This is a genomic window from Treponema vincentii F0403, assembly GCF_000412995.1.
Classification (GTDB): Bacteria; Spirochaetota; Spirochaetia; order Treponematales; family Treponemataceae; genus Treponema; species Treponema vincentii.
In genome coordinates, this window is record NZ_KE332512.1 from 1006266 (window position 1) to 1029828 (window position 23563).

General features: G+C 46.8%; 19 protein-coding genes and 2 tRNA genes. 3 read left to right on the forward strand and 18 right to left on the reverse strand.

Annotated elements, in window-relative coordinates; translation table 11 throughout:
- Positions 1-10: 10 nt before the first annotated feature.
- A complete protein-coding gene (locus HMPREF1222_RS04460) occupies positions 11-838 on the forward strand; it encodes a substrate-binding periplasmic protein (RefSeq protein ID WP_016518394.1) in 828 nt (275 codons plus the stop codon).
- Between the two features lie 44 nt (positions 839-882).
- Here the strand turns inward: HMPREF1222_RS04460 and HMPREF1222_RS04465 are convergent, their stop codons facing one another.
- Positions 883-2142 (reverse strand): MFS transporter, encoded by a 1260-nt coding sequence (locus tag HMPREF1222_RS04465; RefSeq protein WP_006189671.1) that lies wholly within the window; start codon positions 2140-2142, stop codon positions 883-885.
- 114 nt (positions 2143-2256) lie between these two features.
- On the opposite strand from HMPREF1222_RS04465, the gene HMPREF1222_RS04470 reads away from it, so the two are divergent.
- Complete coding sequence (locus HMPREF1222_RS04470) at positions 2257-2943, forward strand: class II aldolase/adducin family protein (RefSeq protein WP_016518395.1); 687 nt, start codon at positions 2257-2259, stop codon at positions 2941-2943.
- 151 nt (positions 2944-3094) lie between these two features.
- On the opposite strand, the gene rpsG is transcribed toward HMPREF1222_RS04470, so the two are convergent.
- The 13 genes from rpsG to HMPREF1222_RS04535 form a co-directional block, all read right to left on the reverse strand.
- Positions 3095-3565, reverse strand: coding sequence for a 30S ribosomal protein S7 (gene rpsG / locus HMPREF1222_RS04475; RefSeq protein ID WP_006189673.1), 471 nt, complete (start codon positions 3563-3565; stop codon positions 3095-3097).
- 12 nt (positions 3566-3577) lie between these two features.
- Positions 3578-3952: a 30S ribosomal protein S12 gene (gene rpsL, locus HMPREF1222_RS04480; protein WP_016518396.1), complete on the reverse strand. Its 375-nt coding sequence runs from the start codon at positions 3950-3952 to the stop codon at positions 3578-3580.
- 87 nt (positions 3953-4039) lie between these two features.
- On the reverse strand, positions 4040-8374 hold the full coding sequence (gene rpoC, locus HMPREF1222_RS04485; RefSeq protein ID WP_016518397.1) for a DNA-directed RNA polymerase subunit beta': 4335 nt from the start codon (positions 8372-8374) through the stop codon (positions 4040-4042).
- Between the two features lie 18 nt (positions 8375-8392).
- A complete protein-coding gene (gene rpoB, locus HMPREF1222_RS04490) occupies positions 8393-11890 on the reverse strand; it encodes a DNA-directed RNA polymerase subunit beta (RefSeq protein ID WP_016518398.1) in 3498 nt (1165 codons plus the stop codon).
- Positions 11891-12124: 234 nt separating this feature from the next.
- Positions 12125-12514 (reverse strand): 50S ribosomal protein L7/L12, encoded by a 390-nt coding sequence (gene rplL, locus HMPREF1222_RS04495; protein WP_016518399.1) that lies wholly within the window; start codon positions 12512-12514, stop codon positions 12125-12127.
- Between the two features lie 98 nt (positions 12515-12612).
- Positions 12613-13146 (reverse strand): 50S ribosomal protein L10, encoded by a 534-nt coding sequence (gene rplJ, locus HMPREF1222_RS04500; RefSeq protein ID WP_006189678.1) that lies wholly within the window; start codon positions 13144-13146, stop codon positions 12613-12615.
- A gap of 1 nt (position 13147) precedes the next feature.
- Positions 13148-13828, reverse strand: coding sequence for a 50S ribosomal protein L1 (gene rplA / locus HMPREF1222_RS04505; protein ID WP_006189679.1), 681 nt, complete (start codon positions 13826-13828; stop codon positions 13148-13150).
- On the reverse strand, positions 13829-14263 hold the full coding sequence (gene rplK, locus HMPREF1222_RS04510; protein WP_196799950.1) for a 50S ribosomal protein L11: 435 nt from the start codon (positions 14261-14263) through the stop codon (positions 13829-13831).
- A 103-nt stretch (positions 14264-14366) separates the two neighbouring features.
- Complete coding sequence (gene nusG / locus HMPREF1222_RS04515) at positions 14367-14921, reverse strand: transcription termination/antitermination protein NusG (RefSeq protein WP_016518400.1); 555 nt, start codon at positions 14919-14921, stop codon at positions 14367-14369.
- A gap of 9 nt (positions 14922-14930) precedes the next feature.
- Positions 14931-15110, reverse strand: a complete 180-nt coding sequence (secE, locus tag HMPREF1222_RS04520) for a preprotein translocase subunit SecE (protein WP_016518401.1) — start codon at positions 15108-15110, stop codon at positions 14931-14933.
- 21 nt (positions 15111-15131) lie between these two features.
- A tRNA-Trp gene (locus HMPREF1222_RS04525) sits at positions 15132-15204 on the reverse strand.
- 46 nt (positions 15205-15250) lie between these two features.
- A complete protein-coding gene (gene rpmG / locus HMPREF1222_RS04530; RefSeq protein WP_006189683.1) occupies positions 15251-15421 on the reverse strand; it encodes a 50S ribosomal protein L33 in 171 nt (56 codons plus the stop codon).
- 26 nt (positions 15422-15447) lie between these two features.
- Positions 15448-15520, reverse strand: a tRNA-Thr gene (locus tag HMPREF1222_RS04535).
- A gap of 251 nt (positions 15521-15771) precedes the next feature.
- Here HMPREF1222_RS04535 and HMPREF1222_RS04540 point away from each other — a divergent pair.
- Complete coding sequence (locus HMPREF1222_RS04540; RefSeq protein WP_006189684.1) at positions 15772-16350, forward strand: hypothetical protein; 579 nt, start codon at positions 15772-15774, stop codon at positions 16348-16350.
- Between the two features lie 177 nt (positions 16351-16527).
- On the opposite strand, the gene HMPREF1222_RS04545 is transcribed toward HMPREF1222_RS04540, so the two are convergent.
- The 4 genes from HMPREF1222_RS04545 to dnaE form a co-directional block, all read right to left on the reverse strand.
- On the reverse strand, positions 16528-18285 hold the full coding sequence (locus HMPREF1222_RS04545) for an ATP-binding protein (RefSeq protein ID WP_016518402.1): 1758 nt from the start codon (positions 18283-18285) through the stop codon (positions 16528-16530).
- Positions 18286-18421: 136 nt separating this feature from the next.
- Entirely contained in the window at positions 18422-19012 is a 591-nt protein-coding gene (locus HMPREF1222_RS04550) for a YggT family protein (RefSeq protein WP_016518403.1), read from the reverse strand.
- Positions 19013-19095: 83 nt separating this feature from the next.
- The gene (gene udp, locus HMPREF1222_RS04555) at positions 19096-19842 is read right to left on the reverse strand and encodes a uridine phosphorylase (RefSeq protein ID WP_038076508.1); all 747 of its coding nucleotides are present in this window, start codon (positions 19840-19842) and stop codon (positions 19096-19098) included.
- Between the two features lie 165 nt (positions 19843-20007).
- Complete coding sequence (gene dnaE / locus HMPREF1222_RS04560; RefSeq protein ID WP_016518405.1) at positions 20008-23439, reverse strand: DNA polymerase III subunit alpha; 3432 nt, start codon at positions 23437-23439, stop codon at positions 20008-20010.
- Between the last annotated feature and the right edge of the window lie 124 nt (positions 23440-23563).

Genomic DNA, 23563 nt, shown 5'->3' on the forward strand with positions numbered 1-23563 from the left:
TGAGGTAAAAATGAAGATAAAAAGTTTTTTCGGCATATTGTTAATATTTTCCCTCATCTCTTGTACCGGCCGCCGGACGGAGACGGAAGGTATAAACGATTCTTCATTGGCAAGAGTTATTGTCAACAATGAACTCGTCGTCGGCGTCGATCCCTCAATTCCTCCGCTTAGCTTTTACTCCAGTGCAGGCCAAATTGTCGGATATGAAATAGATATTGCCCAAACCGTTGCCGATAAGCTCGGTGTGAAGCTAAAGCTTGTGCCGATCACCACAGCAAACAGAGTCGCGGAACTTCAAAACCGAGCTATTCAGTATATCGCAAGCGGTTTCAACAATAATGAGCAAAATGCCGAACGCTTTTTATTAAGTATACCGTATTTACGTGATGCTCTAGTGGTTGTTGTGCTTCGCAGTATAGAGGGCACCATAGCGTTCAGCCAATTTACCGATCTACGGAACAAACGCATTGGTATGGTATCTGATGAAGAAATGCGCGAACTCGTAATGAAGTCTCCCCTGTATATTAATAACGGACGGCGGCCATATTTTTATCCCCGAATGGAAAATATGCTGACTGCGCTGGATTTCGGACAGCTTGACGCTGTTGTAATGAATTTGCTGACATATTACAGTAAAACTACAATAGAAAAGAAACCATACGCGGCAATCGGAGAGCCGATTACTATTACTACCTACAGTTATGCATTTAGAAAAGAAGACAAAGAATTAGCAAAAACGATGAATACCTTTCTTACCGATATGGCGAATGACGGCACACTGCGTAGAATATCCGAAAAATGGTTCGGTGCGGATGTGTCGATTGTCGGAAAATATTAACCTTCCGAACGAATCAACATACCCCGGTGCAGAGCATCGGGGTATTAAGCTCTCCGCATGATAAAAAGATAAAACCCAATCCCCGCAGCAGGGAACACACTGAACAATAAAAAGAGTGCCGGATACCCTAAATATTCGATAATATACCCGCCGATCATGCTCCCTATTACATAGGCAATACCGTTTGCTGCGGTAAAAAAGGTCATAGCGGTTACTGTTTTGCCGTAACTATACAAAATACAAAGCAATACGCTCAGCGGATGAAATAACCCGAAACTAAGCGAATGCAGAAGCTGCCCAACTATAGCCCCGCCAATTCCGGGAATAAAGATATAGCAGAAATTCCGTACGATCACAGTGAATAAACAAAGAGGTAGAAGCCGTTCTTTACCGAAACGCCGAATAATTTTTCCGGAAATAACCAGCAGGGGAATTTCTGCCATTGCGGAAAGTGCCCATAAGCCTGCCGAAGCTTCTATTTTGACATATTCTTCAACATAGAGTGAAAAAAATCTCTGACAAGGAACCAAACCTAAAAATGCAAGAAAGATGAGCAAGAGGCATTCCCAAAACAATCTAGAGAATGCCGCAGTCTGTCCAACCGGTTTATCCTGTTTTTTTGGCTGCATTAAATCTTCCGGTAATGCTTCTGCCGCAAGCGGTTCTTGCCCATCTACCGCTTCATTTTGCTGCCCTACCGATACCTCAGTATTTTTGGTATTTGCAAGGGCAAATGCAGAACCGTATAAATCCGGAACCCATCGAAGTATCAGTACAAACAGCAGTGCTCCTATGCCTACGCTCAAAATGATGGAAGCAGGTCTTTTCCCTGAAATAAGCGGATGCAGCTGTAAAAACAAATTCATACCGACAAATCCTGCAGAACCGAGTGCCCGTATTTTCCCGTACTGATCACTATGTTGACCGAGCGCCTTTGTGGTAAAACCGTCCAGCACGGGCACCATGCCCTTAAAACCGGCAGCAAAAATACCGAGGCAAATAGCCGTGATAAAAAATGAATGAAAGCGGAGAAGAGGCAACAGCAGCAGCGCAATATCAAACCCGAATATACACATGACAAGTCCGTACCGTCCGGTTTTGTCAAGCTGCCGCGTGATAACAAAAGGCGCACATACGCCTACGATTTCAATAACGCCAAGCAGGATGCCGATCTGTGCCGTTGAAAATCCAAGCGTTCTAAGCATAATAGGCAGATAGGAATTGATTATTGCATATACAGAAAACAGCAAAAAATACGGCAGACCTCTACGCAAGATTCGCGGATTTGCTATCGATTGATTCATAGGGTTCATACTCCTCAAAACGAATAATACAAATATGCAGGGATTTTGTCAAAATTTTCCATCTTTCTATCATCGTAAATTGACAGAACAAAATTCCGCAGTATACTAAATACTATGAATATTTCAGAGATTAAAGATCAGATGTGCGATATTTGCCATAAAATGTGGCAACTTGGCTGGGTTGCGTCAAACGACGGAAACGTATCCGCCAAGTTGGATGGCGGAACTTTTCTGGTAACACCGACAGGTATCAGTAAAAGCCTTATCACTCCTGACAAACTGCTTATCATTACTAAAGACTGCAAAATTATTGAAGGAGCCGACGGCTATAAACCTTCGTCGGAAATCAAAATGCATTTACGTTGCTACCAAGACCGTGATGATGTAGGAGGCGTGGTTCATGCACATCCTCCTGCCGCAACAGCCTTTGCAGTTGCGCACTTGCCGATGGATCGCTATACCACAATCGAATCGGTTGTTACTATCGGTTCGGTACCGCTTACCCCTTACGGCACACCATCCACCGACGAGGTTCCCGAAGCAATTGCTCCGTATTTACCCGAACACGACGTTCTGCTCCTCGAAAACCACGGCGCACTTGCGGTCGGCCGCGACCTTTTGACCGCATATTACCGCATGGAAACCTTGGAACTTTCGGCAAAAATCAGTATCTATGCGCATATCCTCGGCGGCGAAAAAGAAATTTCACGCGAAAACATCGACCGCCTATGTCGTATGCGCGCCGACTATAAAGTCTCAGGCAAGCATCCCGGCTACAAACATTATCGAAAAGACGATTAACCGAACAGCGTCCCTACAAACCGACCGAATTTTTAACGAGTCCGTGCCAGTATCCGGATAAAATACGTAAAAAGTTCCGGCACATAAAAAAAGCCTTGAAACAGAAGTTTCAAGGCTTTTTGCACTGCATAACCTGCAGCAACCGGAATAACTACCAGCGGTAGTGAGCAAACGCTTTGTTCGCTTCCGCCATACGGTGAGTATCTTCCTTCTTTTTGAAGGCAGTACCGGTATTGTTGTATGCGTCGATGACCTCGGCAGCCAAGCGTTCGGACATTGCATGTCCGTTCCGGCTGCGGGCAGCACCGATTATCCAGCGCATTCCGAGCGCCTCACGGCGGGATTCACGGATTTCAATCGGCACCTGATAGGTAGCACCGCCCACGCGGCGTGATTTTACCTCAACAAGCGGTTTTACGTTTTCGAGTGCTTTGGTAAATACGGTAAGCGGGTCTTCGCCTGTCTTCGATTTAATCACATCGAAGCTGTCGTATAAGATAGCTGTCGTAACGGATTTTTTTCCGTCAAGCATCATACGGGCGATAAACTTTGAAAGTACAACGCTATTATAGCGTGCATCGGGAGTAATCGGTCTATTGATAGTCTTCTTTTTCCGTCCCATAATAAACCTCCACTATGCCTTAGGCTTCTTAGCGCCGTACTTTGAACGGCCGCGCTTACGATCGGCAACACCGAGCGTATCCTTTGTTCCGCGGATGATGTGATAACGCACACCCGGTAAATCCTTAACACGGCCGCCGCGGATTAAAACGACGGAGTGTTCCTGTAAGTTATGTCCAATACCCGGAATATAGGCTGTTACTTCGATACCGTTGCTCAAGCGCACACGGGCAACCTTCCGCAATGCGGAATTCGGTTTTTTCGGCGTAACCGTCATTACACGGGTGCATACACCGCGCTTTTGCGGGCATGACTGTAATGCAGGGCTCTTGGTTCGCGAGACGACCGCTTTTCGGCCCTGCTTTATCAATTGATTAATTGTAGGCATTTGCCCTAACTCCTTATATCTCTCCGCCAGCACTACGGATTAAATTATACCAATAGGTTTCTATTTTAATGCAGGATGTACAGTCTGTCAATCCTCGAAGTCTCCAGCAGGTTCATCAAGGGGAGCTTCACCATCATTGTATGAGGCATCAACGGATTCCGTCTCTCCATAACCGAGCTCGTCATCTTCGGCATCAAAATCTTCTCCCATCTCCGCTTCGGCGGCGGCAGCTTCTTCCAACTCACGCTTACGCCGCTCAAGAATTTCATTGACCTGCTCATCCAAGTCGCCCATATTCTTATCAAAGAGCTTAACCGATCGATACTGCGGCATACCGGTACCCGCGGGAATAAGGTGTCCGATGACAACATTTCCCTTTAAGCCGCGAAGCTCATCGACTTTACCGGCAATAGCAGCATTCGTTAAGACTTTTGTCGTCTCTTGGAACGAAGCCGCAGAAATAAACGAATCGATATTCAAAGCGGCCTTGGTAATACCTTGGAACATCGGACGCGCAATCGCAGGCTGTCCGCCTTCCGCTGTAACACGTTTATTCTCCGCATGGAAGTGATATTTATCAACCTGCTGGCCGTATATAAACCGAGTATCGCCGACAGATACAACTTCAATCTTACGGAGCATCTGGCGGACAATAACGCCGATATGCTTATCATTGATAGACACACCCTGCATACGATAAACATCGCGGATTTCATTCATCAGATAATTCTGAAGTGCATTTTCACCCAAGATTGCCAGAATATCATGCGGATCAAGGTTACCGTCGCACAGACGCTCACCGGCCTCAACCGTATCACCGTCTCGGACAAGCAGGCGTTTGGACATAGGAACCAAGTGCTTATAATCTTTGCCGTAATGATCTTTCACAATAACAATCCGCTTACCTTTCAACAAGCCTTTAAACGAAACGGTACCGGCAACCTGCGCCAATACCGCCGGAGCCTTAGGACGGCGCGCTTCAAAGAGTTCGGAAACACGCGGAAGACCGCCCGTAATATCCTGCGTTCTTGCAGCAGCCTTCGCAAGTTTTGCGATAACCGTACCGGCCTTAATCTGAGTATCTTCTTCTACCATCAGCTGAGCGCCGTCCGGCAGGTAATAGAAACCGAGTGCGTTACCGGATTCATCCGAGATAAATACACGGGGCTGTAAGGTCATATCCGATTTTAATTCGGAAATATGGCGCTCAACAACGCCGGTTTCATCGTTCACTTCTTCTTCCAGAGTTGAACCGGGAATAATATCTTCAAACCGGACAAATCCGTCCTGTTCCGCAAGAATAGGCTCGTTATAGGGATCGAAAGTCGCAATTATCGATGTAGCAGGCACATAATCGCCTTTTTTGATAACGACTGTCGAACCGTTCCTGATTTCGGTCTTTTGTTCGGGAGCGGTCAAATACAGCGTCGAACCGTTCAAATAGGCAAAAGCGTTCAAGGGGCTTTTTACAACCGTACCGTCCGCAGCGGTATACAACACATCGTCCCGCAGAATACGGACGCCGGTTTCCACCACAACAGAATCCCCTGCCGCAAGTGTGTATTCTTTAAGCACTTTTTCAAAAAGAAGGGTACCGCGGCGGGTAAACAGCAGATTGCCGTCATCAAGTTTGATGGACGTTCCCAAAATATCCTTAATAATGACCGGATATTTAAAGGTAATGTGATTCTCTTCGGTTGTGCTGCTTGCCGTACCTCCGACGTGGAATGTACGCATCGTCAACTGGGTACCCGGTTGGCCGATAGACTGAGCGGCAATGATACCGACCGCTTCGCCGATTTCTACAATCTTATTGCGGGCAAGATTACGGCCGTAGCACTTAACGCAGACGCCGTGTTTAGACTCGCAGGTTAATACCGTGCGGAGTTTAACGGTTTGTACACCCGCCTCCTCAATCTTCGCGGCGATCTCGTCGGTGATATATTCGTTTACATCGATTAAAAGTTCATGCGAAATCGGGTGCTCTACGCGCTCGAGCGTATACTTACCGACAATCCGCTCGCTTAAGGATTCGATGACTTCATCGCCCGACTTTACCGCCGAGTATTCAATACCGTTGATGGTACCGCAGTCTTCTTCGTTGACAACAACATCCTGCGCAATATCGACAAGACGTCGCGTCAGGTAACCGGCGTCTGCGGTCTTTAGAGCGGTATCGACAAGACCCTTTCGGGCGCCGTTAGTAGAAATAAAGAACTCGATAACGTTCAAACCTTCCTTGAAGTTTGAACGGATGGGTAACTCGATAATGTCGCCGCTCGGTTTAGCCATAAGACCGCGCATACCTGCAAGCTGACGAATCTGGTTGCGGCTTCCGCGCGCGCCGGAGGTGGCCATCATGTAAATGGTATTAAAGCCGTCCTGATCCTTTGCAAGCGTATCCATCATTATCGTAGTCAGCTCTTCGTTTGTCTTTGACCATACCTCAACAACCCTATTGTACCGTTCTTCTTGTGTAATATGACCGCCGCGGTACTGATTATATATGGAAAGAACCTCGTTATTTGCTTTTTCAAGCATATCCGATTTTTCCTTAGGGATAATGATATCATCCATACTCAGCGTTGCACCGAAGAAAGTTGCATAGTAATATCCGACGGATTTAAGTTTATCCAACATCTGAACGGTAACCCATGTCCCTTTTGTGCGGTACACGGTTTCTATCAGCTTGCGGATCTGTTTATCATCCAGCGCGATATTGACAAACGGAACACCTTCCGGCATTTCTTCGTTAAAGGCGAGCCTACCGGGCGTCGTTTCCACTTCTTCGCCGCGGTAGTTAATCTTGAGTAATTCCTGCCAACCGATAGAGCCGGCTTCTGCAGCCATCATAACCTCGGAAACGGACGAATACCGGCGAACATGCTGCCCATCTTTTAACGGACGCTGTTTGGTTAAATAGTATAGACCGAGAACCATGTCCTGTGAAGGATACACGATTGTCTTACCGTTTGCGGGGTCAAGCAAGTTTCTGCTCGAAAGCATCAGCGTCCAGCATTCCATCTGAGCCGCTTGCGTAAGCGGTACGTGAATAGCCATCTGGTCGCCGTCAAAGTCCGCATTGAACGGTTTACAAACCAGCGGATGCAGCTTAATGGCTTTTCCTTCGACAAGCACCGGTTCAAAAGCTTGGATACCGAGCCGGTGCAGCGTAGGCGCACGGTTCAGCATAACGGGATGCTCGCTGATAACTTCGTCAAGGACGGCAAATACCGGAGCAGCCTCCTGCTCAACCATGAGCTTTGCTTTCTTGATATTGGAAACAATTTCTTTTTGAACAAGCTTTTTCATAATGAAGGGCTTGAAAAGTTCCAATGCCATCTTGGTAGGCAAGCCGCACTGCCAGAGTTTCAGTTCGGGGCCGACAACGATAACCGAACGTCCGGAATAGTCAACGCGCTTACCGAGTAAGTTCTGGCGGAAGCGCCCCTGCTTACCTTTTAACAGATCGGATATGGATTTAAGCGGGCGGTTTGAAGACCCCTTAATGACGCGCTTCCGCTTTGAATTATCAAACAAGGCATCCACAGCTTCCTGCAGCATCCGCTTTTCGTTACGGATGATGATATCGGGCGCTTTAAGGCTCATCAAACGGGTCAAACGGCTGTTCCGGTGAATAACACGGCGATACAAATCGTTTAAATCGGAGGTTGCAAAGCGTCCGCCGTCCAGCTGTACCATCGGGCGTAAATCGGGCGGAATAACCGGAATAACATCGAGAATCATCCATTCGGGTTTATTGTTCGATGTTCTAAAATGCTCGACAATCTCGATACGCTTTAAAAGCCGCTTATCGCTTTTTGCGCCCTTTTCGATCATCTTCATTCTAAGTTGAGCGGCAAGCTCATCCAGATTTAAATTGCTCAGCAGGGTTTTAACGGCTTCCGCGCCCATATTTGCGGTAAAGGCACCGCCGTAACGTTCCTGAGCGTCGCGGTACTCGTCTTCGTTTAACAGCTGATTTTTCTTTAAATCCGTTCCGCCCGGTTCAATAACAATGTACTTTTCGTAGTACAATACCGAACGGAGTGCCGCAACCGGCAAATCAAGTAAAAGCCCCATCCGGCTCGGTACCGACCGATAGTACCAGATATGAGAAACGGGAGCGGCCAGTTCAATATGCCCCATACGCTCTCGGCGTACTTTAAAGTGAGTAACCTCAACACCGCAGCGGTCGCAGATAACTCCCTTGTAGCGGATTGACTTAAACTTACCGCAATAGCATTCCCACTCTTTTGTAGTACCGAAAATACGCTCGCAGAAAAGGCCGTCCCGCTCAGGCCGTAGGGTACGGTAGTTAATCGTTTCGGGTTTCTTTACTTCGCCGTACGACCACGCACGGATCGCTTCGGGCGAAGCTAATTTAATCATAATATTGTCGAAATCTTGTATATCTCTCATAACCCATCCTCATCTCAATTAAAACTTGGAGCTGTTTTCGGTAATCAATTCTTCATCACGCTCGGTCAGCGGAATTTGCTTTCCTTTTTCATCATAAATCATGAAGTCCAATGCCAAACCGCGCAATTCCTGTACCAATACGTTAAACGATTCGGGGATTCCGGCGGCGGTTGCAGCCTGTCCTTTTACAATGGATTCATATATTTTTGAACGTCCATGCATATCGTCCGACTTGATGGTTAAAAGCTCCTGCAGCGTATTGGCCGCACCGTAAGCTTCGAGCGCCCATACTTCCATTTCTCCCAAACGCTGACCGCCGAACTGCGCCTTACCGCCAAGCGGCTGCTGAGTTACCAATGAATACGGGCCGGTGGAGCGGGCATGCATCTTGTCGTCGACAAGGTGTGCAAGCTTCATAAAGTAGATAACCCCGACAAATACGTCGTTTTGGAAGGGCATACCCGTTCTTCCGTCACGCAGTTTTACCTTTGAGTTGGCGGGAATACCCGCTTCAACCAGTTTCTTTTCAATCTGCTCATTGGTCGGCGACTGGAATACGGGTGCTTCGTACCATTCGTCAAGGCGCAAACCCGCAAGCCCGAGTTCCGACTCCAAAATCTGACCGATATTCATACGGGAAGGAACACCGAGCGGATTCAAACAGATATCAAGCGGCGTACCGTCTTCCATATACGGCATATCCTCTTCCGGCAAAATACGCGCAACAATACCTTTGTTTCCGTGGCGGCCTGCCATCTTATCGCCCTCGCGCAACTTACGTTTTGTCGCGATGAGCACCTTGATAAACTCGTCAACACCCGGATTGAGGTCGTCACCCTGCGAACGCTTCAACCGCTGTACATCGATAACCGTACCTTCAACACCGTGCGGTACGCGCAGCGAAGAATCGCGGACATCCTTAGCCTTCTCACCGAATATCGAATTGAGCAGCTTAAATTCGGGCGTCGTTTCCGACTCGTTTTTCGGTGTAATCTTTCCGATTAATATATCGCCCGAACGGACTTGCGCACCGATACGGATAATACCTTCCGCATCGAGGTTGTCGAGGCTTTTCTCCGACTTATTGGGAATATCGCTGGTAATCCGCTCCGCACTGAGCTTGGTTTCGCGGACTTCCGTCGTAAACTCTTTAATATGAACCGACGTGAACATGTCTTCTTTTAACACGCGGCGGGAAATCAAAATAGCGTCTTCGTAGTTATACCCGTTCCACGGCACAAAGCCGACCAGAATATTGCGCCCGAGCGCAAGCTCTCCTTGATACGTTGCAGGGCCGTCGGCAATAACATCGCCGACCTCTACGTGCTGCCCGACGGCAACAACCGGCCGCTGATGATAACAGGTATCCTGATTGGTACGCTGGTATTTTAACAGCGTGTAGTCGCGGACTTTTGCTTCCGTTCCTTCCGGCGCATCGGATTCGATGGAAATCTTCTCGGAGGAGACGAATTTAACCGTGCCGCTCCGTTTTGCCTTAATTAATACACCCGAATCGTACGCACATTTTCCTTCCATACCGGTACCGACACGGGGCGGTTCGGGGAATACGAGCGGCACACCCTGCCGCTGCATGTTAGAACCCATGAGCGCACGGTTAGCGTCGTCATGTTCAAGAAAGGGAATGAGCGAAGCAGACACGGAGATAATCTGTTTGGGCGACACATCCATATACTGCACTTCTTTCGAACTGCGTGTCGTATAATCCCCCTGATGACGGCAGGCAATCTGTTCGGCTGTGATCGTACCGTCGCTCTGCACTGCGGTCGATACCTGCGCAATGTAATATTTATCTTCGTCCATCGCGGAAAGATATTCGACCTCACGGGTCGCAACGCCGTTCACAACCTTTACATACGGCGCCTCAAGGAAGCCGTAGTCGTTAACATGCGCATAGCTTGCCATCGATACGATAAGGCCGATATTCGGACCCTCCGGTGTTTCAATCGGGCACATCCGGCCGTAATGAGTATAGTGAACATCGCGGACTTCAAAGCCTGCGCGATCACGGGAAAGACCGCCGGGACCCAATGCATTCAAACGGCGCTTATGAGTAAGTTCCGCGAGCGGATTAACCTGATCCATAAACTGCGAAAGTTGACTTGCACCAAAGAATTCTTTAATGGTGGCAACGATGGGCTTTATGGAAATAAGCTCCTGCGGCTTAATCGTTTCAATTTCTTTTGACCCCATCCGCTCGCGTGCAATCCGCTCCATACGGAGAAACGCCGTTTTGAGTGTGTTGGTCATAAGCTCGCCGACAGAGCGGACGCGTCTGTTCCCCAGATGGTCTATATCATCTATCGAAGCATCCCCGATGTAAACCTGAATGAGGTACTTCATCGTATTTACAATATCATCAAGAATAAGCGTACACTCTTCAACGGGATGCTCGTAATCAAATTTTTTATTGAGTTTGTACCGCCCCACACGGCCGAGATCGTACCGGCGGGAGGAGAAAAACATCGACGTCAGATCTTTTTCGGCAGCCTCTACCGTCATCGGATCGCCGGGCTTTAACGCTGCGTAAACAACCGATAAGGCCTCTTCTTTTGTAGGCTCTTGCCCCTTTGCAGCATCGGCAAAGCGGATTTCCTCGCGTTCAAAACAGTTAATAATAACGGGGGAATCAAGGCTTCCCTCTTTTTTAAAGTCGATAACGGTAACTTCAGAAATATGATTTTGCCGAAGTTCATCAACAACGTGCGGATGAATCTTTTCACCGGCTTGATAGAGTGTCCGCTCTCCGGATTCATCGGCAACGGTTATCCGCTTGGCAAAAACACGGCCTACCAGCTTATCATATTCGGTAGCTCCCTCGGAAACCGGAAGCACTTCGGTTTTATAGAAAAAGTCGATAATCTGTTCACGGGTTTCATACCCTAATGCCCGCAAAAATAACGTTCCTAAAATACGCTTTTTCTTATCGAGTTTTGCATAAATCAAATCTTTTTTCTGATCGATTTCAAACTCAAGCCAGCTTCCGCGGTACGGAATAATACGGCTTGAATACACGCCTTTATCATGAGAAAAGATAACCCCCGGAGAGCGGTGTATCTGCGATACGACAACACGCTCGGCGCCATTGATGATAAAGGTACCGCGTTCCGTCATCAGCGGAATATCGCCCATATAGATACTCTTACGGCGGATTTCACCGGTTTGGTTAAATACCAAGTCTATCTGAGCCTTCAGCGGAATAGCATAGGTCAATCCTTTTTGCTTGCACTCGTATTCACTGAATTTAATATCATTCTCATCCAGCGTATATGATTGATATTCCAGCGTCATATCGCCGTTAGGACTTTCAATCGGAAAAGTTGTCCGAAACACATCCTCCAAACCGACTTCCTCCGAAGTATTTCCGCTTTGGTGTGTTCCGCGGCGTAAAAATTTTTCATACGATGAGAGCTGAATATCAATCAAATTAGGCAGCTCCATAAAATTTTGGATATTTTTTCCGATATACTGGCGATTAACCGTTTTCCGCACTGGCATCCCGTCATCCCCCTTCTCTTGCCCAAGCAGTTCCGCACTTCTATTAAAACATCGAATAAGCACGCCAAACTACACGGCATAGTATACAAACGTCTTAAAATCGACCTATTTTTTTACCTATTAAAACTACAAAAGCCTCCCCTATTCACGAGGAAGCTTAACACACTGTTTGAGAAAAATCATAAAGTGAAACAACAGCCGGCTGTATAACACAACCGGCTTATATCAAAAGAATTAAGCAATCGTAATCTCTGCACCGGCAGCTGTCATTGCCTCTTTAATCTTCTGAGCTTCTTCCTTAGAAACATTCTCCTTTAATACTTTCGGAGCGCCTTCTACAAGTTCTTTTGCTTCTTTAAGACCAAGACCTGCAACAACGTTTCTGACTTCTTTGATTACACCGATTTTCTTGCTGGGGTCAGTAAGACCTTTAAGCGTTACGGTAAATTCGGTCTGCTCTTCAGCAGCTGCCGCACCGCCTGCAGCACCTCCGGCTACTACTGCAACAGGAGCAGCAGCTGTTACGCCGAATACTTCTTCCATAGATTTAATCAATTCGGAAAGCTCAAGAATGGTTTTCGCTTTGATTGCCTCAATAATTTGTTCATTTGTTAATGCCGCCATATTACCTTCTCCTATAAATAAAAATTTTACAGCTTATACAAGCCGCAGTAACGGCAGACAGGAAGACAGCGCATGAAGCCTGACTGCCGTATCCAAAATTATGCTTCAGCCGATGCAGGTGCAGAGCCGGAAGCGCCCCCTTCTTTATCAACAATAGCTTGAAGAGTACGCACAAACTTTGCAGTCGTTGCATTAACCGTAGACATAAACATTGCAATAAGTTCTTTCTTGCCGGGCAATTTGGAGAATGCTTCAATTTTTGCAGCATCATAGAATTCCCCGTCAACCACTGCACCTTTTACTACCAGCGCAGGAGTTTCTTTTGCAAATTCAAACAAAGTTTTCGCCGCAGCATTTGCGTCTTCGTTCATCATCGCAACCGCGGTAGGACCGACCAAATAGTCTTTAACGTCCAAATTCACGGCATCGAATGCGATACGTGCAAAATTATTGCGCACAACTTTGTAGGTACAATTATTTTCGCGGAGTTTTGCACGCAGCTGTGTAATCTGCTCAACAGACAATCCGCGATATTCCGTAAAAATAAAAGACGAAGCAGCTTTTAACTCATTCGTAATATTTTCGATAGCAGCCGTTTTTGCAGGCTGAGGTTTATGTGCTCGCAGTGCCATTTTATTCTCCTACCTTATAATCTACCCAGACACCCGGCCCCATCGTAGAACTGACGGAAACCGATTGAATAAAATCACCCTTTGCATCGCTCGGCTTTTTCCGTCCGATTTCGTTCAAAAGGATTGTGATGTTTTCGGCAATCTTGTCCGTATCCATCGAAACCTTTCCGATTGCAAGGTGCACAACACCGGTTTTATCAGCGCGGAATTCAACACGCCCTTTTTTCAATTCATTGATAGCGGCACCGATATCGGCTGTAACCGTTCCAGTCTTGGGATTAGGCATCAGACCCTTCCGGCCAAGCACCATACCAAGCCGCCCGACATCCTTCATCATGTCCGGGGTAGCAACGGCAATATCGAAATCGAGCCAACCGCCTTTAATCTTTTCGATATAATCGGCAGCACCGGCATAGGCAGCACCTGCATCCAAAGCTTCTTTTACACGGTCTTCCTTACAGAACACCAACACGCGTTTTTCACCTCTGAACTGATGCGGCAAAACAACGGTATCACGAACGCTTTGGTTTTTATCCAGCTTCAGACTGACATGGACTTCAACAGTCTCATCAAACTTTGCAAACTTCAGCTCTTTAACCAATTCTACAGCCCTGGGAACAGAGAAAAGAGCAGCACTATCGTATTTCTTTAACGCATTGCGATAATTTTTTCCGTGTTTCATTTAGCGCTCTACCTCCACACCCATACTCCGTGCAGTTCCTGCAATAATCTTCTTTGCAGCTTCCAGATCATTCGCAGTAACATCAGGCATCTTCATCTTAGCAATTTCTTCAAGCTTTGCTTTCGACAAGGTTGCTACCTTTTGAGTTACAGAATTTGCAGAACCTTTTTGGATATTACATGCCTTCCGAATAAGAACTGCCGCAGGCGGAGTCTTTAAGATAAAAGTAAAGCTTTTATCCGAATAGACGGTAATAACAACCGGAACAACCAAGCCCGGCTCCATCGATTTTGTGCGGTCATTAAACTGCTGCACAAACTGAGGAGCACTCACTCCGTGAGGCCCAAGAGCAGGACCAACAGGCGGAGCAGGCGTTGCCTTTCCGGCAGGACACTGCAATTTAATAACCGCAGTAACCTTCTTCTTTGCCATAATTATCTCCTTCTGGTATTAACGGGAAAACATTCCCTCCCATAAAATGAAAATCAAAAAGTAAGATGCTAAAACATCCCTAAAACTAAAATTTAAGAGCCATTCCTTAAATTAATTCAACCTGAAGCATATCAACTTCGACAGGAGTGGTTCTGCCAAATATGGCAACCATAACCCGAAGCTTATTACGCTCGGCCATAACTTCTTCCACAGTTCCTGTAAAGGTATCGAAAGGACCTTCTATAATTTTAACCTGCTGGCCGGGTTCAAACATCTGAGCTGCCCGAGTTTTTTCGCCTTTAATCTCTCCGGATTTCTGCAAAACACTCTTCGCCTCATCAGCAGAGATCGACTGAGGGCGCGCATCCCCTACAACACCCAAAAAGCCTGTAACACCATGTATCCTTCTAATCGGAGTACAAACGCTCTTCCAGTTTACAGCAGGCAAATCCATTTCGATAAGAATATAGCCGGGCAAAAACTTTCGCCGGACAACCCGTTTCTTACCGTCCTTAACCTCGGTTAATTCTTCTTCGGGAATTTTAATTTCAGAGATAACACCGGCGGGAATCTCGCCGTTTTCTATCAACAGACGTATTGCGCGTTCTATTCTCTTTTCATATCCTGAAAAGATGTGCAGAATATACCATTCCTTAGCCATAACCGTTCCTTAAAAGAACCAGCCAAGGCAAGCAACAAAGAAAGTATCAACAACACCAAGAAAAACAGCAACAAGAATGGTAGAAACAATAACAACCTTCACAGCAGAAACAACATCATCACGCGTAGGCCAAACCACCTTACGCAGCTCAGCAACACATTCTTTTCCAAAAGTAATTATTTTTGACATATCTACCCCTTATTTATGAAACAGGCCAGGAAGGACTCGAACCCTCAACATTCGGTTTTGGAGACCGACGCTCTACCATTAGAGCTACTGACCTCTATTCAAAAGTCGCGGGCCATCGCAATCGGTCGGACTTCAAATATTTATTTAACTTTTGTTTCTTTATGTACGGTATGTTTACGATCAAACGGACAATATTTACTTAGTTCAAGCTTACCCTGAACATTCTTCCGGTTCTTTGCGGTTGTATAATTCTTCCGTTTACATTCAGTACATTGTAATGCGATAAGCTCAACAGATGTTTTCTTAGCCATCACAAACCTCCTATAAAAAACAAAAAAGCTTCCGAGCGGAATCGAACCGCTGACCCCAACCTTACCATGGTTGTGCTCTGCCGACTGAGCTACAGAAGCAGAATGACAGTTGAGAATACCAGAAGAATGAAAAAGTGTCAAGCAAAAATCAAAGCAAACGCATCAGATTTCCTGTAATCTACTCTTTTCTTACAACAGTTACAAGGGACTTATGGCTGCCGTAATACCCCCGATTGCGGAAGGTTGCAGTTTATCAAAAAATCTAATATACTTTCGCCGTATACTGAAGCGTGAAACTAAACGGCGATTAAGCGCCGCATTGCAACGGTATATAATTTGGAGGCACAGGTATGGCAACAGTTAAAGCGATGGATCTTTTTGAAGCGTATGCAAAACAGAAACTACCGATGGATCAAGGATATATTGTTTCGTCTTTCTTTAAAGAGGATTCCGCGTACAGTATTTACGAGATCGTTTCTTATGCAACCTTAAAGGATATTTACCTAACCGGCAACGGTTTAACCTTTCAAACAAACGGGAAAAAACTTTTTCTGTTCGTTGAACCCGAAAACTATTCCCATAAGTCTGTGGAGCCGTATTGCCGCGAACGCGACTTTCAGGTACCGCTACGGTTTAAAGATTCAAATATCATCACTGCAAAAAATCAATCAAAGATTATTTTCAGCAAGGAACCTCAAGAAGCGCTGTCGGCATTTACTGTCGTAAAACCTACCGGAATAAACTTCGCTTTTCTGTTTTACCCGCTACCGGATGTATTCAAATCCATAGAAATGTTCTTTGAACAAACCCTAAATAAAGAAGCCGGAGTTCCGCTCCGTGACGCGCAAAATGCTGCAAAAGAATTCGCACTTTTAGGTTCAAAAGTTCTGACGTGGCCGAATCTGGAAGAACAAAACGCCGATAAATAATAGGGCACCTGCAAAAAACTCGGTTAGTTTTTAGAGGCTCTCAATAGCCCAAGCCGTCCTGATCTGCTCATTCTGGTAGGTCAGGCCGGTTTAAGAGCCATCCTATTACTATTAAACTACATTACTACTAAGCCGACGGATATTTATCCGCACTGCATACAGCAAAAAGCGCGGTACTTATTTTTCGCCAAGGAGCTGTTTCAGTTCCTGTATTTCTGCAACCAATTTTGAACGCTGAATATTCTGATACTGCTTGGGTAACATCTCTTTGCTGGTACACTCAAGCACTGCAACTAAATTCTGTAATTCAATATCATAGGGATAGGACGGCGGGATAAAATCATCGATTGTTTGTTCGATGTCTTCCGCCGTCAACATCATGCGGTTATCGGCACTTGCGTTCATTTTTGCCCTAACCAAAATTGCCTCGATGTCCGCCCCCGATACGGAGAATTTCAGTTTTTTATTGATAATATTCGAAAAAGAAATATCCTTTGTTTTAATCTTCAGTTTCCGTTGCAGGGTTTCAAAAATTTCTATTTTTTCCGCCAGCGTGTCGGGATAAAAAAGAGCTAAGTGTTCTTCCGCTCTCCCCTGCCGTTTTAAGTCTATCGGCAATAGGTCAGGACGGCTGGTAATCAAAAACCAGATGATTCTTCCCCGATAGTCGGTATTACCCATAAAGTTTGCAATTTGTGCAAACACGCGGGAGGAACCGGCGCCATCCTGCATTTTACGGTTCCCTAAAACGGCATCGGCTTCGTCGATCATCACCGCAACGGGAGACATTGCCCGTAAAATATTGAGCACTTTTTCCAAATTCGATTCGGTTGTGCCCTGCCATTGCGTATGAAAATTTTTAAGCCGCACCATCGGAATACCGATCTCCCCGGCAAATGCCGAAACGAGGAACGATTTGCCCGTACCGATCGGCCCGGAAATTAAATAGCCCATCGGAAGCACATCCGTTCTTCCCTGCTTGAGAGCCTTTGCCATGGACTTAAAACGCTTTTTTACAAATTCATGCCCTGCAATAAACGAAAGGTCGTGTTCCGTTTCCAAAAATTCCAACAAACCACCCGCTTCGTTTTCGATAATCTCTTGCTTTTTCTTGCGAAGATATTCAAATGTAATCGGTACGTCCTCGTTGTACGATTCCTTTGCCAGCTGATTAAGGTTTAACAAATTTAATCCCGATGTCAGCTTCCCTACCCGTTCCGCATTAAGAAGACGTTCCAATAACAGCTCTCCCTTATCTTGCAGATATGTTAAAAAATGAATGCGGATTGCTTCCGATGGGAGAGGGATGGCAACTTTGACCGTCGAAGGAGAGGCTACGAGCCGAGAGTTAACGTCGGCAAGGTTTTCGGTCAACATGACAATCGAAATATCTTCATTGGTAAATTGAGGATCGTGAGACCAGCGGTTTAAGGTAACCAAACAGTAGCGGTCAACCGCATCGAGGTTCCCGATCTCCTCCGCAGGGATAACCGTTTCCGCATAATCGATAATAAGTACCATTCTGCGGCCGCTGCCCATATTAAGCGTAAAATATCGTTCAAGGTAAGCAAAGGCTTTGACGGGATCGCGGGAATAAAAATCTTCGACGGGAACTTCGGGGTATCGGCTGTGCATCGTTGCAATATAGGTTTGTTCCATTTCCTGCATACAAAAGGATACGCCGCTCGACTTATCGTAAAATACGATAATGTCCTTATTGCCGAAAATGACTTCGGAAATATAGTCCCATATCTTTACAAAAACAAAATGAGCGCTTCCCCGGCGATTATGCGGTAAAAAATCGCGGATATTGCCATGTACAAAATAAAGATTAACCGTTTCGGTACAGTATTTGGTAGCAAGCTCCTGCGCCCACGGCGGTAAATCGTGGATAAGCTCGCTATTGTATTTAATCAGTTTTTTTCCTGAAGACATTCCCCGTCCCTCTCTTTACTACTACCATATACAAAAATAGGTAAAGATACAATAGAAACAAGAGGGGAGCGGATGTCCTTTGGGTAACTGATACCGATAGATAAAATATCGTTATATTCTTACTGCGTATCGGTTTCTAAATGAGCTTTATCACCTTAAACTGAAATAACAAGGAGCCGAAAAAGAGGCCAAGCGCAATGCGGGCCAAGAGGATAATCACAATCGTCAGTATCAGTCGCGTGCGGTACTGCAGCGGTTTCTTTTGGAAAAAACCGGTAACCTTTGCAATAACGGGACTTAAAAATCTATCTAAATTATACCAAAACGGAGAACTGCTTGACGAACCGAAAAGATCGTACCCCAGCCGGATAATCAAAAAGATGATCAGCAAATTCAACATAAAGCCGATAAACGACCATACCAGTTCTATGATACTGACACAGAGCCCCCAAAGCGAAATGGTACCGGTCGTCAGAAGGGATGTGATAAGCTGCGCCGCAATGGACAAGATACCAAGCGACAAAACAGGAGAAAAATCAACCATACCAATGCGGGTAAATCTGAACCGTCTGAACCAATTCAAATAAGGATCACAAATGGATGACAACATCCGACCGAATGATGAATATGCCGCAGAGGGAACCCACGACAGCAAAATCTTAATAAAGCATAAAAAGAGATAGACATTGATAAGCTGCCTAACAGTTAATAATAACGAACGCACCATAGCAGGCTCCTCATATTAATCGGCAAATTTTACCGATCGCATTTCCGTATAACATACTGATTAAAATTCAAACCGTAAAGACCCTATCTATCTGCTGCAATTAAAAAACGCAGTGCTTGAACCGCAACACTGATGGCGGTACCGGTATCGTGAGCGACAGGATTATCCAAGCCTGCTTTGCCGCGTTCCTGATTAGCTGCAACTAAAAAGACTGAACCGCACCGCACTTTTAAGTATGATGCAACAATAAACAATGCCGCCGATTCCATTTCCGATGCTTTGCAGCCCAGACGCAGCCATGCCTGCCACTTATGCTCCAATTCGTAGTTCACCGGCTTTGTGCTCGGCTCTCGTTGACCGTAAAAAGAATCCTTACACTGCACAATCCCGGTATGATACGTTAGGCCGCGGGTTTTAGCTGCCGTAACAAGCGCATTAACAATATCCAAATGCGCCACTGCAGGAAATTCAATCGGCGCGTATTCTTTGCTTGTACCTTCGGCACGGACGGCGCCGGTTGCAATCACAATATCCCCGCCCTTCACGTTTAAATCCATTCCGCCGCACGTTCCGACGCGGATAAACGTATCGGCGCCGCACCGTGCCAGCTCTTCCATTGCAATAGAAGCAGAGGGTCCTCCGATACCGGTTGAGGTAACACTGACTTTCACACCGTCTAAAAAACCGGTATACGTAATATATTCGCGCTTGTCGGCAATAAAACGGGCATCATCAAAATATTCGGCAATCTTTTTGCATCGTTTGGGATCACCGGGCATAAGAACATACCGCCCGACATCCCCCGGCCGCAACCCTACATGCGGTTGCATGTCTAAATTTTCAGCGCAGCAGATGCCCCGCCTTTCCAGCGCTTTTGCAAATAGGCGGTGCAGATGCTAGGAGCCTAGCCGAAATAAAGCGGAGGCGTACTTGTTGTACGTCGAGCATTTATTTCGGCGTAGCGACAACGCAGATGCCCCGCATATTTGCAAAAGCTATTCTTTCCAGACTTGGAGAACCCCAGATTGCTTCCCCAGCTGCTCGATAAATTCATCGGAAGAGGAAACTTTCAGCTGGGAAGAGCCCTTCACCTGATAGACGGTATCGTTATCGGTAATATGGATAAAAATATCGCAAGTGCCTTGTGCGCCGAAGAGGAAATCCTTGAGCGGCTGGAACTGTAAATCGGTTTCGATGAGCGGATCAAGCTCAAGGTGCACCTCTTTAATCGAACGCTCTTTCAGCTCGTCGATGCTGACCATCGATTCAACGAGAAACGACGGCGTATCGCGCGAGCAGTCCACTTTCCCGATAAGGCCGCACACGGTTTCAGGCAGCGCATTGGCGCGGTTTTCTTCCCACGCCTTGGAAAAGAAGGTTAAATCGATGGTGCCGGTGCGGTCTTCAAAGGTGCCGAAGCCCATCCATTTACCGTTTTTAGTCTGATAGGGGCGGATACCGGTAATCATCCCGACGATGGTATACAGCTTTTCCTTCTGCGCACGCCGGAAATTAATCAGCTCCAAGGTAGCGCTGCGGTCAATCGCCTTTTTGTACTCATCGAGGGGATGGCCGGAAATATAAAAGCCCATCAGCTCTTTTTCGATACGGAGCTTTTCCTTTTGCGGCAAATCGTTGACCGGCCTAAAGGTAAAATCGGAAAACTCTTTAATGCCGGTGTCTTCAAACAAACTGGTTTGCCCGACCGCAGATCCCGCTTTTTTCTGCGCGCTGAACGCCATTGCCGCTTCAAGATTATCCAGCAACTCGGAACGGTTTTGCCCCAGCTTATCGAAGCATCCCGTTTTGATGAGCACTTCCAAGTTCTTTTTATTCACGGTGTGTAAATCCAGCCGGTCGAGAAAATCGATAAACGACTTGTAGGGGCCGTGCGCGGTGCGTTCAGTGACAATATCGCGGGCAGCCTGCTCCCCTACCCCCTTAATACCGAGCAGTCCGAATACGATATCGCCCTCATAGACCGAAAAATATTCTTCCGAGGTATTGATGTCGGGCGCATGGAGCGCAAGCCCCATCTTATTAGCTTCGCTGATATACTCCGGCAGTTTGTCCGTCGAGGTAATCTCGTTGGTGAGGTTGGCCGCCATAAATTCCGCAGGAAAATTTGCTTTGAGGTATGCGGTTTGATAGGCCAACACCGAATAGGCGGCGGCATGGCTCTTGTTAAACCCGTAACCGGCAAAGGGAATGAGGATTTCAAAAATACGGTCGGCGTCTTTTTCCTTAAAATTATTTTTTACCGCGCCTTCGATAAACCGCGTTTTTTCCTTTTCCATTACCTCTTTTTTCTTTTTTCCCATTGCGCGCCGCAGCAAATCCGCCTGTCCGAGACTGTAGCCGCCGATACGCTGCGCTACCTGCATAACCTGTTCCTGATAGACGATAACGCCGTAGGTTTCCGACAATATGTCTTCGAGGCAAGGGTCGGGATATTGAATTTTCGATGCATCGAATTTCGATTCAATAAATTGATCGATATAGGCCATCGGCCCGGGACGGTAGAGAGCGTTTAACGCGATGAGGTCTTCTATTTTATCGGGCTTTGCACGTTTCAAGATGTTCTGCATACCCTGACTTTCAAACTGAAAGACCGCGGCGGACTTTCCTTCGCCGAGCATTTTAAACGTCGCCGCATCCTGTTCATCGATCTGCGCAATGGAGAAGTTCGCGTACTCCCCTCCCCGCTTTTTGATAAGGTCTTCCGTGTGCTTAATCAGCGTCAGCGTCTTGAGCCCGAGGAAGTCCATCTTTACCAAACCGCAATCTTCTATTAGATCCATCGTAAACTGAGAGGCGGTCTTGCCTGTCTTGGAATCCTTGTACAACGGCACATAATCGGTCAGCTTCGTTTTACCGATAACGATACCCGCCGCATGGAGACTCGTGTTCCGATTGAGGTCTTCAAGCTTTTCCGCAATGGAAAAAAGCTCCGTGTACCGCGGGTCGGAGCGCATTTCGGCGAGTTCGGGGACATCCGCAAAGGCTTTTTCAAACGTGAGCTTGGGATCGGAGGGCATCATTTTGGTGATGGCATTTACCTCGCCGAGCGGAATTTCCAACACCCGCCCGACATCCTTGATTGCGGCTTTCGGCTTCAATGTTCCGAACGTGATAATCTGCCCGACACTTTCATCACCGTATTTTCTGCGGACATAGTCGATAACCTCCTGCCGCCGTTCGAAGCAGAAGTCAACGTCAAAGTCCGGCATGGAAATACGTTCGGGATTAAGAAAGCGCTCAAACAGCAGCTTGTATTTGAGCGGGTCGATGTCGGTAATCCGCATCGCGTAGGCAACAATGGAACCCGCCCCGGAACCGCGCCCCGGCCCGACCGGAATGCCGTGCTCCTTTGCCCAGTTGATAAAGTCCCACACGATGAGGAAGTATCCGACAAAGTCCATCTTCATAATAATGCCGAGCTCGTATTCGGCGCGTTTGGTCATCTCTTCGGTAACGGGATTGTAGCGTTTTTTTAACCCCTCCTGCACAAGATGGGTAATGTATTCTTCTTTTGTCGCAAAATCTTCCGGTATTTGATACACGGGAAGGAGCGGTCCCGGCTGCGGAATTTCAAAATTGCAGCGCTCTGCAATACGGCAGGTATTGGACAGCATTTCGGGATAACCGGGGAAGAGCTTTTCCATCTCCTCCGACGATTTAAGATAGAATTGATCGGTTTCAAACTTCATGCGGTTGGTGTCGGAGCGGTTCTTTTTTGTGCCGATACAGAGGAGGATATCCTGCGCAACCGCATCCTTTTGCTCCGCATAGTGAGCATCGTTCGTTACCACCATCGGCACGCCGAGCTTACGCGCCATCTCGATAAGCATCGGCGCAACCTTCTCCTCGTCGGCTATACCGTGCTTTTGCAGCTCGATAAAGTAATTGTTGATGCCGAATATGCTGCGGTAACGCCTGACATGCGCTTCCGCCTCAGCTTGTTTTCCTTGCAAAAGCAGCGACGGCAATTCCCCTGCAAGGCAGGCGGAAAGGCAGATAAGCCCCTCCGAATACTGCGTAAGCAGCTCTTCATCGATGCGGGGTTTGTAATACATCCCCTCGGTGTAGCCTTTAGAGCACAGCACCATCAAATTCCGGTAGCCTGTTTCAGTTTCGGCAAGCAGGATCAGGTGAAAGTATTTACGGACGCCGGTATTGGTGTTCTCCGGCTTTCCGAAGCGGCTGCCGTTTGCAACATATACTTCGCAGCCGATAACCGGTTTTATCCCCTGCGCCTTGCATTCGCGGGAAAAGCGCAATGCTGCAAACATATTGCCGTGGTCGGTCAGCGCAAGGGCGGTTTGTCCGAGGTTTTTAGCGGTCAATATCAGTTTTTTTATGGAAGAAGCGCCGTCCAACAGCGAATAGTCGGAGTGCACGTGTAAATGAACAAAATCTTGAGGCATACCCAAAACTATAGCAAAAAAGGCGGTATATGATAAGGGGCGGAAAAAGGGCGGAAGCTCCCGGCATGGAAGCCGATGTGATTATCTAAAACGACAAAAAGCTCCGCATTGACATATCGGATAC